Raw genomic sequence first — 13,855 nt, 5'->3', positions numbered from 1 at the left:
ACCATGAAAGAGAACGAATTGTATGTTTTTCATATCGTTACTAGGAATAAAATGAGTCTAGGGCAGATATTTAACTTTGACAAGAACCAAAAAAATACTTTCTTTGGCGTTCTCTTTACTAATGTTCAAGCCTTCATTTGTATAATGACCGTATAAAATCTGGATAAAGTCTTCACCTTTAGAGTTCAATTGTTCCCTCTCAAAAAAGAAGTTATATACCGCTATTGAGTGTGTAGGTCAAACAATCAGAGCTGTAAGAGAAGTGATAGTAGAAATGGTTAGACTACAAGAATATCCTGAATATCCTTCAAGATTGTCTTGCTTATACGCTGCAAAAAACTATGAAGACGCTTTGAAGTGGAAAGAATTATTTGATTCTTACAATCGTAAAGTTTTGCAGATTGTTAAACTTCGAGTTATTGGGAATTATTTTGAGGGGGATGGAAACCTTTTACCAAAGGAAGACGGGGTTCCTTTCTCTCAAAAAATTGAACAAGCTAAAGAATACTGGAAGGGTAATGTAAAAAATGAGCTTCCTGAACTTTTGATAAGCGGAAATATTGAAGTGGTAGAAATTATTGATGATTTCTCATCTTAAAAATTCAAGGGAAGTCGTAATGATATGAGATTTAATAAAAGATTAAACCCGAAAAGTTGATAAACCAACAGTCCGGGTTTTTTATTGTTCTATTGGCTTAATAACAAAGCTTTTACTCTTTCTAATAGTTACATATAAAAATGTTAAAATGTAGCGAATGATAAAAATAATAATAAGTTTGTAACGAAACGATGATTTTTTAGATATATAGGTTGAAAGGAGGTAGAACATTGGGAGAGCTTACAGAAGTCTATGAACAATATGCCGATCAAGTCTTTAAATATTTAATGATCCTTTGTCGTAATGTAGACATAGCAGAGGAACTAACACAAGAGACTTTTTATCAGGCTGTTCGTTCAATCGACACTTATAATGGCGAATGCAAAATGTCGGTTTGGCTTTGTCAAATTGCAAAGTATACATATTATAAGTACGTGGATAAACAAGTCAAACAACCGCAATCACCACATCTACTGAACCAATTACCTTCAGTAGAAAACAACCTCATCGAAAGTGAAAATAAAATTGCACTTTATCGGATGATTCATTTGTTAGAGGAACCGTATAAAGAAATTGTGTTACTTCGCATACTGGGCGGCTTAACCTTTAAAGAAATTGGAGAAATACACCTGAAAAATGAAAATTGGGCAAGGGTAACCTTTTACCGAGCCAAATTAAAATTAAGAGAGAGAGGGAATATGAATGAAGAATGAATGTTATATTGTGCGTGATTTATTACCATCATACATAGATCAAATATGCAGTGAGGAAAGTTCAAGATTTATAGAGCAGCACATCGCCACTTGCGAACAATGTGCCGAGCTTCTGAATCAAATGCGTGTAGAATTTGATATTCAAGAGCAACCGGAAATTCCAACTCGCATAGAACAAAAAAAACCTTTTCAAAAAATCGCACATTTTTTCAATGCACAGAAAAATTTCACGAAATTTTTAAGTATTTCCTTTTGGGTTGCACTCATCGTAACGGTTGGATTTTTTATATACTCTTTGAACGTGTTGTCCGAACTTAACGATGAACGAGAAGAAGCACAGGGAATTGAACAGCAAAAGCAGGATATTATGGAAAAGACATTCGCAGTATTATCGACACAAGCTAATATAGATGAAATAGCACTCCAAGCCGTTTTCCAAGAATATAGTGGGCAACTGGAGCATTTGGCTGTATTTTCTACTGAAAATATAGATGATGTAACACATTTACAAGGAAATCCAACTTATACTTTTCCTATTGATTATTCACAAGCAATACTTGTCATCGGTGAAAATGGAAAGATTACAGAGACAATCATTCCGAATGATTATGACATAGGAACTGTAGCAATGGCCAATGATCAATGGACTGTGCAATATGAATATCAGAATTCCTATCTTGAAACGATTGAAAATGCACATCAAATTAAACATTATGCACCTTCTAATTGGATAGTCTTTCAGTTACCTATTGTGTTTATCATCATTACTGCGTTTATTTTAGGAGGCTGGATAATTCAAAAGCGTATTACAAAACCAGTGGAAAACATATTAGACTAACTCAAACAAAAACAGAGTTAACTTACAAAATGGGTAGAATTAACTCTGTTTTTATTTTGATATTTCGTAAATTGAATATGTTAATTACGGTAGAAATTGTGAAAGATTCCATATAAGCTATCGGGGGCGTTAGCACAAGAAGAAATAGTGGTGAAGCATTGATTCATTTATATTAAGATCTTCAGCAATCGGGAGAGATTTTTCAAATAAGAACAGTCGCTACTTGTGCTAACGCAGGCTAGTTGAAGAAGGGTAGATAAAAACCGGAGTATATAACACGAAAAATCCGAACTAAAGAGTTATATAGTAAGTGATGGTTGTTTTGTTATTTACGTTGAATCCGATCAATAATCATACTGTATATCAGAGTGCAATAGTTTAATAAAGTTTATATGAATTTCGAAAAGCCTTACTTGTCACATAGTAGATCTCCCTGATGTATTTTACAGGCTAAACAATTTTGAATAAATTTCTTATGACTGCGATATAAAAGTCGATTTTGTAATTGATACTGATACGCATAAAAAATATTTCTAAATCGTAAAGTTCTGGCAGGTCAAACAGGCTTTCTTGTCGAAACTTAGACATATGAAATTCATTAAATTGGAGGAAAAACGATGGCCGAAGTTTTGTTGTTACACCATGTTTTAGGCAGAACGAAGGGGATTGAAGAAATCGCCGATCAACTGAGAGATGCGGGGCATACTGTGCACGTGCCAGATTTATTTGACGGCCGCATGTTTTCCTCGCTGGAGGAAGGCTTGGTATTTGTTAAGGAAATCGGCTTTGAAGAAGTGACGGCGCGCGGCGTTCGGGCAGCCAGCGAGCTTTCACGCGATGTCGTCTATGCTGGTTTTTCACTCGGTGTCCCGGCAGCACAGCAGCTCGCCCAAACTCGTGAAGGCGCCAGAGGCGCACTGTTTTTTCATGCCTGCCTCCCGACCTCTGCATTCGAATCTCAGTGGCCGGCCGACTTGCCTGTGCAAGTTCACGCCATGAGTGCAGATCCTTTTTTCGTTGAAGACGGCGACATCAACGCGGCTCGTGAGCTTGTGGCGTCGGCCAATCACGCTGAACTTTTTCTGTATGAAGGCAAGGAACATCTCTTCACCGACAGCAGTTTACCCTCTTACGATGCTGACGCGACGAAACTTGTAATCAAGCGGGTTCTCGACTTTCTCGCATAATTGTTAACGAAAAAAATTTCAGCAGCTGGGACATAACTAAACCAAAATAGTAAGAAAAGCGCAGAACGCCCGTTTAAAAACGTAGCGACTGGAGCAAATCAACTGAGATAATGGAATCACGGTGAGCTTGCGAACTAACGTAGGGCGAGTTATGAAGTCGCATAGTTTTTAGCGCTTGGAGCTCGATCAGGAAGCCCCACTTTTTATACTTTCTTATCAAAAAAGGGCAGCTTCATATTACCCCCTAATTTCTTTAGAAAATAATAATTTTGTTTTTGCCAATTCCATATCGCTACTAATCAAACCTGTCTACTCAAAGTCAATTGATTTTCGCAGAACTACTAGCCATCATCTAGAATATCTTGATATATTGTAATAAATCCATATCAAGAATGATGCTAAATGTAAAAGAGTAACTTAATGGACTGCACCCCAATTGTTAGACACAAAACCTAACAATTGGAGGTGTATTTTTTATGCAAGTAACGAGTGAACAAAAATTAGAGGCTGTTAAACGATATGAAAAAGGTGGAGAGAGAATACTATTCCTGTAATTGCAGAATACCGAATCATTAATTTCCTTAAGAGAATCATATAATTTATTAAAGCCAGAATTAATTATTTCTATATTAATTACTCTTGTTCTTACATTCTTACTTATACTAATTTTTGTCTGAGGTTATAAAAGAGTTAAAAATGCTTATTAAACTAACAAATGCTTTAGTTAAAGAACATTGAGCTGTTAAAACAGCTCTTTTTTCTTATTGAATTAACGGGGCAGGTTAGTTCAATGGAGGGAGAAATTTTATATTATGAGTACATTTGTTTATATGGTGAGACACGGTGAATCGCCAAAAGAAGGAAATGATAGAACCAGGGGATTAACCGAAAAAGGTTATTTAGATGCTAAACGAGTGACTGACATTTTGAAAGATAAAGAAATTGATATAGTTGTTTCAAGTCCATATATACGCTCAATTTTAACTGTAGAACAGTTAGCTCAACAAATAGGAGAGGAAGTTTTAGTTTTTGAAGATTTAAAAGAGAGGATATTCTCTTCTGGAAACAATCGAGTATCAGATAAAGAACTGGTCCCACTTTTGGAGAAGTCATTTTCTGAATCAAAATTCTCTTTAGAGGGAGGAGAATCAAATTCTGATTGTCAAAAAAGAGCTATAAAGGTCTTAAAAGAACTATTAGAAACTTTTAGAGATAAAAAAATAGTGATAGGTACTCACGGAGCTGTTATGACCTTGATGATGGGTTATTTCGATAGCACTTATGACTTGAATTTTTTACATAGCACATCAAAACCCGATATTTATAGAATGGAATTCAATGAACAGGAATTTGTGAATGTTCAAAGACTATGGGGTGTAAATATTGGCGTTAACCAATAAAAAATATTTTTTGTTATTGAACTAACGGGTGCTTTAGCAAAATATGACCATCATTGCAAATGATCTATTTTTATGTCCAAAACATTAAGTTGATCTCAGATATGCATTGTGAAACATTAAACTTAAGCGATAGGTTAGTTCAATAAGAAAAAATATGTTAAAAAGGAATAGTGGTGATTTTATGAAATATACTTGTCCTTGCTGTGGATATAAAACTCTAAATGAAGAACCAACTGATACATATGAAATTTGCAAAATATGTTTTTGGGAAGATGATGGGGTTCAATTTGGAGACCCAGATTATGAGGGAGGGGCAAACGTAGTTTCTTTAAGGCAAGCGCAAAAAAATTACATAGTGTTTGGTGCATGCCAAGAAGATTGCATTGAATTTGTAAGAAAGCTAAATAAAACGGATGCAAAAGACCCGAATTGGAAACCGTTATTCAACTAACGGGTGCTTTACCTCAAGAAGGAGTAAAGCCTTTTTTCTTATTGAACTAACGGGGCAGTTTAGTTTAATTAGAGGAAATACTTCAGCGGTGAAGAATGTATTAGAGAGCATTCTTAATGCACTGGACCTCATTATTAGATACAAAACAAACATTGGAAGCCCAGTACAACGTGGTGAGTTTTTTTGTAAACAGCCTAGTCAGCAATTTGTTTAACGGACTTTCGAGGTATAACTAATAAGCCAAATTTCCTGATAGAGAAATTTGGCTCTTTTTGAGAGGTTAACTCTATTTTTGATCTATTCTGCTTATGCAAAACAAGTAAAGGCAGAAATGGGACAATAGATAGCTATTTTTTTATGATAAGATTCAACTCCTTTGTTAACGGCAGGATATTTTGGCTAAACGTCGTATTTCATCGCTTAGTTTTCGATTAACTGGATACACTTCTTCTATGAAGCTTAAAATACGAAGTGCAGATTCAGGTACATGATCATATCCCTGTATCATGTCTGCAATCATTTCCGCGAAACGAGGGTATCTTTTTTCCATGCGCCTCTCGTTTCCGAAAGGATCGGGAAAGTAATCCACCTCTTGCTCTATCAAATGAAGTACGGATAAAATCCTGTCCACAGCATAAACTTGTACGAACCTCGTCGCTGATAGGCGCTCTCCCCTGGCAAAGCGGCCGAGTCCCACATAGAGATTAGTTAAAGCTTCGTTCAAAGGATGGTCTAAGGAGTCTTTTTTGGGGCTAGGTATCGGGTTGGGAGGTTTTGAAATTCCCGTATTGTTGTAGGAGGAATCCTTCCAAACGACTCTCCCTTCCGTATAAGAACCATTAATCAGCTCCGATTCCTCAAATACCGAATATTCACCAAAAATGCCGTCTTCGAACAAAATTTTATAGCCAATCTCCGAATTCTTAAAAGAATAAGCTAAAGGGTGAACTTCTTCTAGCCAATCCAAATGGTCGATATATCTGCTTTTCTGGTCATGCCTTACAATGACAAAGAAATCCAAATCTGAATAATCGTCCAGCCGAGCAGTCTCGATTCCAACAGAACCGACACCTAACAATAATAGTGCACCCCCTCTTCTTTCGAGCGATTTGCCGATCTCGTCCAGCCGATGCAACAGCATTTCTGTTCTCAACATTAAAAGTCCTCCTTTAGGTTTAAGAATGCAAAAAGGGTCCAACCTACTTTTCAGCGAGGTTGAACCCAAAGGTTACATTGCCTTTATTTTCCTAATGTGATTTTACCATGAACCTTAATTTCTTTCTACCAAAAATGATTTATTTTATGTTCGGTAATGTTCAAAGTACAATACAGGGGGACATATACACAAAAAGATGAAAGCAAAAGAAAACATCGATATCGGATGTTGAGAAGGATAAATTTCAAAATGTACTTGTATGGAAAATATCACGCTTCCATAATACGGTTAGACGAGAAAATAGCTCCAATTTTAGTTAAAGGAAATGAGCAGGAATCTTTATCAATAATGTATCTTTCCTACTCTGAAAATGAACCAAATCCTCTTCAGAAACTAATGGACTTCTACTACTAACTCCAGAAGATGTTCATTTTATCTGTAATAATAAAATTACTTTAAATGATTTTATTGAACAAAATGGAAAAGCGATATTAAAAGGACATATAAATAGAGATTTATTTTTAACACCTTTTCCTCAACTATTATTTCTTTCAAAATTGTTAAAAGAACATCCAGATTTATTCATCATAAAATAAAATCAATTAAATGAGAATGTTTGTGAAATTATACACTTAAACTAACGGGTGCTTTACTTCAAGAAGGAGTAAAGCCTTTTTTCTTATTGAACTAAAGCAGCATTTTAGTTAAGCAAGGAGGTATTATTGGAAGGATGTCGAAGTAGTTATTTTATGAGAAATTCCACTAATTGGAATACAGGAGAGTCAAATAAAAGAAACATCAAACTTGTTGAAACTGGGGGTAGTGTATTGCGTAAATTTGTGAAATTAATAGGTTTCCTTGTAATTATTCTTTATGGATGTGCTCTAGATCCAGACAAAATAGAAGTAGAAAATTTCGAATCAATAGTTGAACTCGAAACTGTTGAAAAACAGGAAATAAAGACCGATGAAAGTGAATTAGTCAAATCTCAACTTGTTCCAATGCTTGAAGCTATAGACAATAATGATGAAGAAGGATTTCTAGAGTTTCAAAACAGTGCAAATTCCTTGTTTTATAAAGAACAAAAGAGATGGATGGAAGAAGCGATATTTAAAAAGGAACAAGGCTATACTTTTACCGTGAACATAGGAGAAGTGAATCTAATGTCTTCAGAAAAAGGAGATGTGGAATTAATTGTAAACATGAAATATCAAGACAAAGAAACTCAAAATAAAGTTATTTACTCCATTGTAAAATTAAATAACAAGTGGGTAATTGATGATGTGCCTTTCAAGACAATATCTGAAGGAAATATTGCTGTGTTATATGTTTCAGAATTAGAAGAAGAAGCTTTGACTGTATTAAGAGAGGCGAGTGATATTGTTCATTTATATAATAATGAATTTGGTTGGACTCCAAAGGATATGACAATAAAACTTTATGATTCCAGGGAACAAATATCTGCCACTATACCTTGGACTGGATCAACTGGTTGGAATGAGACAGGTGAGTCGCTTAAACTCATGATTGAACCGTCTGGACCGTCTACATCCTTAAGTACCCTTACAATACTTGCACATGAGTTAGCCCACCAAATGCTTTCTGATTTCTCCAACGATAACGCATCACTATATATTCAAGAGGGTTTCGCAACCTTACTTCAACATGTAGTAGAAAAAGATGGAGAAGGTAAACTATTAATTAACTTAAATAATTTACCTTATAGAGAGCATAAGTTATTATCAAATAGGGATTTGGTCTTTTACTCGATAGATGAATTAAACAAATTGGATTACACCAAAACGTTTGAGATTTATGGCTTAGGTTTTTTACTTACCGATTACTTAATCAAATCTCATGGCTTTGATAAATTTATGACTATGGTAAAAGAATTAATGAATGAACCATACATTGACAGTAGAGTCGAGCATAAACTTCAAATAACTTCTGAGAGAACAACTAGAGCAATTGAAAAAGTGTATGGATCAACCGACCAAGTATCAGATGGATATATAAATTATTTTACTAATAAGCAGTAGTTTTTATGATACTCTCCAAAGGAACAGTCATCCCTAAAGTTATATTTAGGAATGACTGTATTTACTAAATTAGTATTTCAAGTTTTTGTTGTTGGTGTTGTTATTATTGTTATTTTTATTTTTATTTTCGTTATTGCTGTCATTTTTGTTATTGTTGTTGCGAATATTGTTTCGCTCATTTCTATCTAAGTTTAGATATTCCAAATTTAAATTTTCATAGTTGTAATCATCACCGAATTCATCGTTGTTATTCATCATGACTGTTCACCTCCTTAACCACATTAGTGTGGTTTAAAAGGCTAAAAAAATACTTTTATAGTTTAATACTACTAAATGACACAAGCCGACCTTATTATGTAACAAAAGAGAAGGTGGTAGTTCAACTATCGAGTTCTTTCGATGATGAGCTAGATCGTTATAGACTGTCTTTTTAGTTGGTTAAAGCTTCAAAGACAGAAACTGTATGAAAGCTGTTTTTGTGGCTTTCTATAAATAAAAAAGCCCCCAAAAAACCGGGGCTGATTCAAAAGGTGTTTCAAAACCATACATGCAGCTCATTTTTCTTTTTGATGTCCTGCCAATTAGGAGGAAGTTCATAAGTTTCAATATGCTTATAATTTTTAAGACTGACTCCACTACCTGCACTAATAGAAAATGTTAATTGATCTTTTCCAACAGGATTGTGTGGGCCGACAACTGGTGTGACTTCAACGGTTACTGAAAATATGAACCCCCGATATCCATTAGTTCTTTCCATCTTTAAAATTTTTATTTGGTACGGGTACACCATTGGACTTTCAGTAAGAAAATCAGAGTAATAATTAGAAACGGCCTTTTGGATATCCGGCAAAAGTAATGATAAAAACAAATCCATCATTAGTTCTTCTTTAGATTCTTCAGCAGGCTGATAATAATTTGGTTCGGCATGTGATGGTATTGACGTCATTAAAAATAACACTAAAAAAGAGGGAACAATAACAATTTTTTTCATGTTTATGACCACCTTCAATATTTATTTTGCTCAGAAAAAAAAGGACTATGTAAGCCAAATGTTTTTTGGAAAATAAGATGAATATACTAATAGATTCGAAGATAAATACATTCTAATCCTGATGTTATATCAATATAAGGTACATGCCCTATTCAATCCAGTTCAATGATCAAGTCGATTTGATTTTGGATTCCAGTTTCTTATTCAGCCAACGGGTCAGTTTAGTTGAATAAAAGAAGCGGAGAATGGGTGTCGCATTTAAACCAAATTGCGAAAGAAGTAGTTACTAATAAAAACAAAAAAAGTAAGAGGAAAGTCCTTACCTCTTACTACGCTCCATTTTATCTAACTTACTTGTTAATTGGTCAATTTGTTTCTGCATTTGTTCTAATTGCTTTGATTGATTTAATTGCTCTTGAGAGTTTTGATTATTTGTCCTTTCTAAATTTTGTAGATTAATTCCTGCAGCTATTGCTGATATTCCATCACCTAACGTAGAGAGTACAGCTCCAATTAACGATAGTTTAGCAGCATAAATTTCTGTTGAATCTGGACTTTGATCGATTGGATAATTATTTTCGTTTTTCATCTTTCAACATCCCTTTTCTATATATCTACCAATATGCTCTAAGTCGAGATAAAGGCAGCAAAGAGGTCTACTCATTTGTTTACATATTATTCATGATTAACAAATGAACAAGGGCGTGTGGACCATTGCCAGTCAGGGCAGGTGGGCAAGCATTACAAATACAACTTATATTTGAAAAAGAACTCAGATAAATAATAAAAAAATGGCGTTGATCCAACAAAGGATTGATGCCATTGTTGTTAAACTTATTGAACTCCCATGAATTAAAACACTCTCAAAATCTATAAAGATTATAAACTAGTTCTCCCGCTATAATTGTGCCTATGAGGATTCATTCCTTCTATAGTAGTAACCCCACTAAACTCATGATAATGACCGCCGTTAGGAAGCGGAATAGCTGGACCAGTAACACCACGAATTTCATGTTGATGTTGATCGTCCACTGATGTAAAGGTAAAGTATCGATGAGTGTGTGGGACTCCACTTGGTGCTGGTTCAGTAATTCCAGCGTATCTGTGATTATGTCCCGCATCAAAAGAAGTTACTCCTCTAAATTCGTGGACATGGGCAGGGACAGGTCTGCCATCCCATGAAGTGATAAAAAGTTGGTGGGAATGCTGAGGATCCGAATCGTCTGAATGATACATGAATCCAGAAACAGGGATTTCCAAATGTACAACTCCTTTTTGCCATTTTCAATAATGTATGTAATTGAGATAAATAAGGATACAAATTGTATTAAAAATGAGTGTAGTACAATCTTCTCTTAGGATATGATCACAAGTATGGTGGCATTGATGAATCAGACATAAAGGCAACAGAAAAGATTGAACAAGTTTTAAATTGAATAGGTTAAAGCTATAGAGCATTTTTTTGTAATGAGGAATGCTTTTTCATGATTTTTTCTCCCATGGTGATTGCCGTCTTTGCTGCTGTTCTTCAAAGGCTTTTACAAGAGGCCATCGATATAAAATCAGAAAATGACTTAGTAGTCTGAGGTGAATGACATGGCAATTATAATTAATATTGATGTGATGTTGGCTAAAAGGAAAATGAGCGTAACAGAACTTTCGGAGAGGGTTGGAATCACGATGGCTAATCTTTCTATATTGAAAAATGGAAAGGCAAAAGCCATTCGATTATCCACATTAGAGGCAATTTGTAAGCCATTGGATTGCCAACCTGGAGATACTTTAGAATACAAGAGTGATGAAGACGCTCAAGAATAATTTAATTAAAAAATGCTTGGAAATCTCCAAGCATTTTTTTAGTACTATCTTTCCTGAACTTCTTATCCTGACGCTTCTTTTTGTATGTAAAGTTGTGTCTTATTTTAATCCTGACGCTTTTAGTACATTCTCTTTGTACAACTCTTTAACTGCTATTGGCATTTCTTTTGTTGATTTCCATTCGGCCTGTTCTGTATAAAAAGTCTCCTCTAAGCCCTCAGGTAATTTCATCTCATAAAGGTCATCTATGCTTTTAACTCTTAAAGCCGCCATAATAGCAAAGAGCTGTACTTTATTTAGGCTAATACCTTTACCATTGATGATCTCTGATACCGTACCAACTCGCATTCCTGTCATCTGAGCTAAGTCTTTTTGAGTGATCCCTCGTTCTTTCAGCAAGTCATCTATCTTAATAACAAAGTATGCTTCTTCGAGTAAACCAGCTGTATCCATTACGATATTATTCATCAGGCTGTGTCCTTGTCCTAGTAAATCTTTAACCTTTATTTTTTTCATCAGTATCTATCTCCTAAAAATGATTTCGCTATTCCGTGATACATGTTAAATGCATGGGTCATAGTTTGTCAATTTTTTTTGAATTCTTTTCTGGATATCGGGATTAACAACAACTATCGTCTGATTAACTATTCTCTTTTACCTATTTTCATAATATAATAGAACTATATCAAATTATTACCTTTAGTATGAATATAATATCAAACGTAAGTACAATCGACTCATTGTGCTTAGAATAGGGAGCTCGCAGAATGCGTTTAGTTAAAATTGATCAATGTCGGCCCGGAATGAGGTTGGGTAAACCGATATATAATGACAAAGGTAAAATTTTGTTAGCAAAGGGAGCAGAACTAATAGATCGAATCATCCCTAAGTTGCAAAAATATAATGTTACAACTATTTATATAGAAGATGAAGTTTCTGAAGGAATAGAGATTGTTGAGTCCATTCCTGAAGCGTTACGTATGGAAGCTTTAAATACGATTACTGAAGGGTTTCAAACATTAATGGATTTAAGTCATTCAAACACAAATCTTCAAGGGATGATGAAATCAGGTAGAGCGATACGGAGCTTTCAAAAAGTTTTTAAGGATATATTGTCGTCTCTAACGGATAATGAAAATGCATTGAATTTACTAGCTGCGACAAAAGTTCATGAAAATTATGTGTTCAATCATTCGCTGAACGTTTCTATATATGCTTGTCAGCTTGCTATCGAAAATGGATTACCTCTTAAGAATATTGAAGAAATCGGATTGGGAGCCATGTTACACGATTTAGGAAAATTACATATTCCGCAAAATTTATTAAATAAACCGGGAGAGTTAACAAAAGAGGAATATGCTCTAGTCAAACAACATTGTGCAAAGGGCTTCGATATACTACGAAAAATACATGAAATCCCTTTGCCGGTTGCTCATTGTGCGTTGCAGCATCACGAAAGAATCGATGGGATGGGCTATCCAAGAGGATTAAAGGGAGATGAAATTCATAAATATGCGAAAATCATAAGTGTTGCCGATGTGTTCGATGCGGTGACAAATCCAAGAGCATTCAGGCCGGCCGTAATGCCTCATCAAGGACTCGAAATTCTATATGCTGGAAGTGGTACTCAGTTCGATACTCATCAAGTCAGCTTATTTAAAGAGTGTATTGCCATCTATCCACCAGGCTTAACCGTAACACTAAACGATGGTCGGACAGGAATCGTCACGCAATATAACTACCAGGCGGCGGGGCGTCCTGAAATCCGCATTATTAAAAATGAAGAAAATGAAAATGTGACTCCATATGAAATTAATTTAGGAGCAAAGGAAAACCTAACGCTTGAAATTGTAATGGCTGACGCATTAATGTAAGACGATGTTAAGATAGTAATAAACCATGTAAGCAAAACAGTGGAACGATAAAAGACAGTACGATTAATTTTTAGTCATAGGATTGTTTAAACAAGTTTTGTTAAGCGATGAGTATGGTATTTATACTGAAGTATGTCTCTTTTTATCATAATGCAAGTATCATTTGATATAATTTCTATAAAAAGTGGCTAGTATAAAGAAAAGCTCAACGGAATTTCTTTGGAGGAATTTATATATGTTTGATCCAACCATTTTTGAGAATTTAAAAGTAGCCTTTGAAAACCAAGTGTATGATTTAGATAATATAGAACGCAAAATCCATATTACAAACCGAGAAGACCAAATTGACTTATCTATTCTAGCGAGGGAGTTTTCTGTACAATTTTCATTAGTCGATCCACAAGATGTAACGGCGGAAATAGTATTAAAGGCTACTTTAGACGAACTAGCTGGGGAGATATTAGAGCTACCCGTAAAAAATATTGGGTGCACGTTACTATTGCGATTCTACAAGCGCGTTCAAAATTTTCCTATACAATGTAATATTATCGAACAAACAATCAAAGAGATATGGGAAGACGATAGCAAGCTAACTCAAACACTGAGTTTCCTATACAATCAGGAAGAACCAGGATATCTTGATACGATTGAAGTGGAATTTACACGTAAAATTAATGAAGAGCACATGGGGGAGATTGAAGAATTTCTTGAGCATGTGTTAGAAACTTTGGAAGAGCTGCATAGTATTTAAATTTGCTTTTAAGAGTTATTGGTGGACAAATGTATAAAA

The 13,855-nt window shown here is 34.8% G+C and carries 15 protein-coding genes and 4 pseudogenes; 12 read left to right on the top strand and 7 right to left on the bottom strand.

Annotated elements, in window-relative coordinates:
* Positions 1-3 precede the first annotated feature (3 nt).
* Positions 4-100 (top strand): annotated as a pseudogene (locus tag WAX74_RS20995) (DUF2441 domain-containing protein); the annotation flags it as partial.
* Between the two features lie 2 nt (positions 101-102).
* Here WAX74_RS20995 and WAX74_RS10735 read toward each other — a convergent pair.
* Positions 103-225: pseudogene (locus WAX74_RS10735) on the bottom strand (DUF2441 domain-containing protein); the annotation flags it as partial.
* A 10-nt stretch (positions 226-235) separates the two neighbouring features.
* Here WAX74_RS10735 and WAX74_RS10730 point away from each other — a divergent pair.
* From WAX74_RS10730 to WAX74_RS10705, 6 genes and pseudogenes are all read left to right on the top strand, one after another.
* A pseudogene (locus WAX74_RS10730) lies at positions 236-598 on the top strand (DUF2441 domain-containing protein); the annotation flags it as partial.
* Positions 599-828: 230 nt separating this feature from the next.
* On the top strand, positions 829-1,311 hold the full coding sequence (locus WAX74_RS10725; RefSeq protein WP_336497656.1) for an RNA polymerase sigma factor: 483 nt from the start codon (positions 829-831) through the stop codon (positions 1,309-1,311).
* A complete protein-coding gene (locus tag WAX74_RS10720; RefSeq protein ID WP_336497655.1) occupies positions 1,301-2,149 on the top strand; it encodes a zf-HC2 domain-containing protein in 849 nt (282 codons plus the stop codon). Before WAX74_RS10725 ends, WAX74_RS10720 begins: the two co-directional genes overlap by 11 nt.
* A 617-nt stretch (positions 2,150-2,766) precedes the next feature.
* Positions 2,767-3,336 carry a dienelactone hydrolase family protein gene (locus WAX74_RS10715; protein WP_336497654.1) on the top strand — a complete coding sequence of 190 codons (570 nt, stop codon included), beginning with the start codon at positions 2,767-2,769 and terminating at the stop codon, positions 3,334-3,336.
* Positions 3,337-4,148: 812 nt separating this feature from the next.
* Complete coding sequence (locus WAX74_RS10710) at positions 4,149-4,736, top strand: histidine phosphatase family protein (RefSeq protein ID WP_336497653.1); 588 nt, start codon at positions 4,149-4,151, stop codon at positions 4,734-4,736.
* A 181-nt stretch (positions 4,737-4,917) separates the two neighbouring features.
* Complete coding sequence (locus WAX74_RS10705; protein WP_336497652.1) at positions 4,918-5,187, top strand: CPCC family cysteine-rich protein; 270 nt, start codon at positions 4,918-4,920, stop codon at positions 5,185-5,187.
* A 379-nt stretch (positions 5,188-5,566) separates the two neighbouring features.
* Here the strand turns inward: WAX74_RS10705 and WAX74_RS10700 are convergent, their stop codons facing one another.
* Positions 5,567-6,343, bottom strand: a complete 777-nt coding sequence (locus WAX74_RS10700) for a hypothetical protein (RefSeq protein WP_336497651.1) — start codon at positions 6,341-6,343, stop codon at positions 5,567-5,569.
* 749 nt (positions 6,344-7,092) lie between these two features.
* Here WAX74_RS10700 and WAX74_RS10695 point away from each other — a divergent pair.
* On the top strand, positions 7,093-8,382 hold the full coding sequence (locus WAX74_RS10695; protein WP_336497650.1) for a hypothetical protein: 1,290 nt from the start codon (positions 7,093-7,095) through the stop codon (positions 8,380-8,382).
* Between the two features lie 69 nt (positions 8,383-8,451).
* Here the strand turns inward: WAX74_RS10695 and WAX74_RS10690 are convergent, their stop codons facing one another.
* From WAX74_RS10690 to WAX74_RS10675, 4 genes are all read right to left on the bottom strand, one after another.
* A complete protein-coding gene (locus WAX74_RS10690; RefSeq protein ID WP_336497649.1) occupies positions 8,452-8,640 on the bottom strand; it encodes a hypothetical protein in 189 nt (62 codons plus the stop codon).
* Between the two features lie 277 nt (positions 8,641-8,917).
* Entirely contained in the window at positions 8,918-9,373 is a 456-nt protein-coding gene (locus WAX74_RS10685) for a DUF3888 domain-containing protein (RefSeq protein ID WP_336497648.1), read from the bottom strand.
* Between the two features lie 319 nt (positions 9,374-9,692).
* Positions 9,693-9,962: a translation initiation factor 2 gene (locus WAX74_RS10680; protein ID WP_336497647.1), complete on the bottom strand. Its 270-nt coding sequence runs from the start codon at positions 9,960-9,962 to the stop codon at positions 9,693-9,695.
* Between the two features lie 290 nt (positions 9,963-10,252).
* Positions 10,253-10,633 (bottom strand): YmaF family protein, encoded by a 381-nt coding sequence (locus tag WAX74_RS10675; protein ID WP_336497646.1) that lies wholly within the window; start codon positions 10,631-10,633, stop codon positions 10,253-10,255.
* A gap of 224 nt (positions 10,634-10,857) precedes the next feature.
* Here WAX74_RS10675 and WAX74_RS10670 point away from each other — a divergent pair.
* Both WAX74_RS10670 and WAX74_RS10665 read left to right on the top strand, forming a co-directional pair.
* Positions 10,858-10,959: pseudogene (locus WAX74_RS10670) on the top strand (DUF2975 domain-containing protein); the annotation flags it as partial.
* Positions 10,960-10,969: 10 nt separating this feature from the next.
* Entirely contained in the window at positions 10,970-11,191 is a 222-nt protein-coding gene (locus WAX74_RS10665; protein ID WP_336497645.1) for a helix-turn-helix domain-containing protein, read from the top strand.
* A gap of 99 nt (positions 11,192-11,290) precedes the next feature.
* Here the strand turns inward: WAX74_RS10665 and WAX74_RS10660 are convergent, their stop codons facing one another.
* Complete coding sequence (locus tag WAX74_RS10660; RefSeq protein ID WP_336497644.1) at positions 11,291-11,707, bottom strand: helix-turn-helix domain-containing protein; 417 nt, start codon at positions 11,705-11,707, stop codon at positions 11,291-11,293.
* Positions 11,708-11,958: 251 nt separating this feature from the next.
* On the opposite strand from WAX74_RS10660, the gene WAX74_RS10655 reads away from it, so the two are divergent.
* Positions 11,959-13,065 carry an HD-GYP domain-containing protein gene (locus tag WAX74_RS10655; protein WP_336497643.1) on the top strand — a complete coding sequence of 369 codons (1,107 nt, stop codon included), beginning with the start codon at positions 11,959-11,961 and terminating at the stop codon, positions 13,063-13,065.
* A gap of 235 nt (positions 13,066-13,300) precedes the next feature.
* Positions 13,301-13,816 (top strand): hypothetical protein, encoded by a 516-nt coding sequence (locus WAX74_RS10650; protein ID WP_336497642.1) that lies wholly within the window; start codon positions 13,301-13,303, stop codon positions 13,814-13,816.
* The last annotated feature ends 39 nt before the right edge of the window (positions 13,817-13,855 follow it).

This window comes from Psychrobacillus mangrovi (genome assembly GCF_037104765.1).
Taxonomy (GTDB): Bacteria; Bacillota; Bacilli; order Bacillales_A; family Planococcaceae; genus Psychrobacillus; species Psychrobacillus mangrovi.
This window is presented reverse-complemented; position numbering and strand designations above follow the sequence as displayed.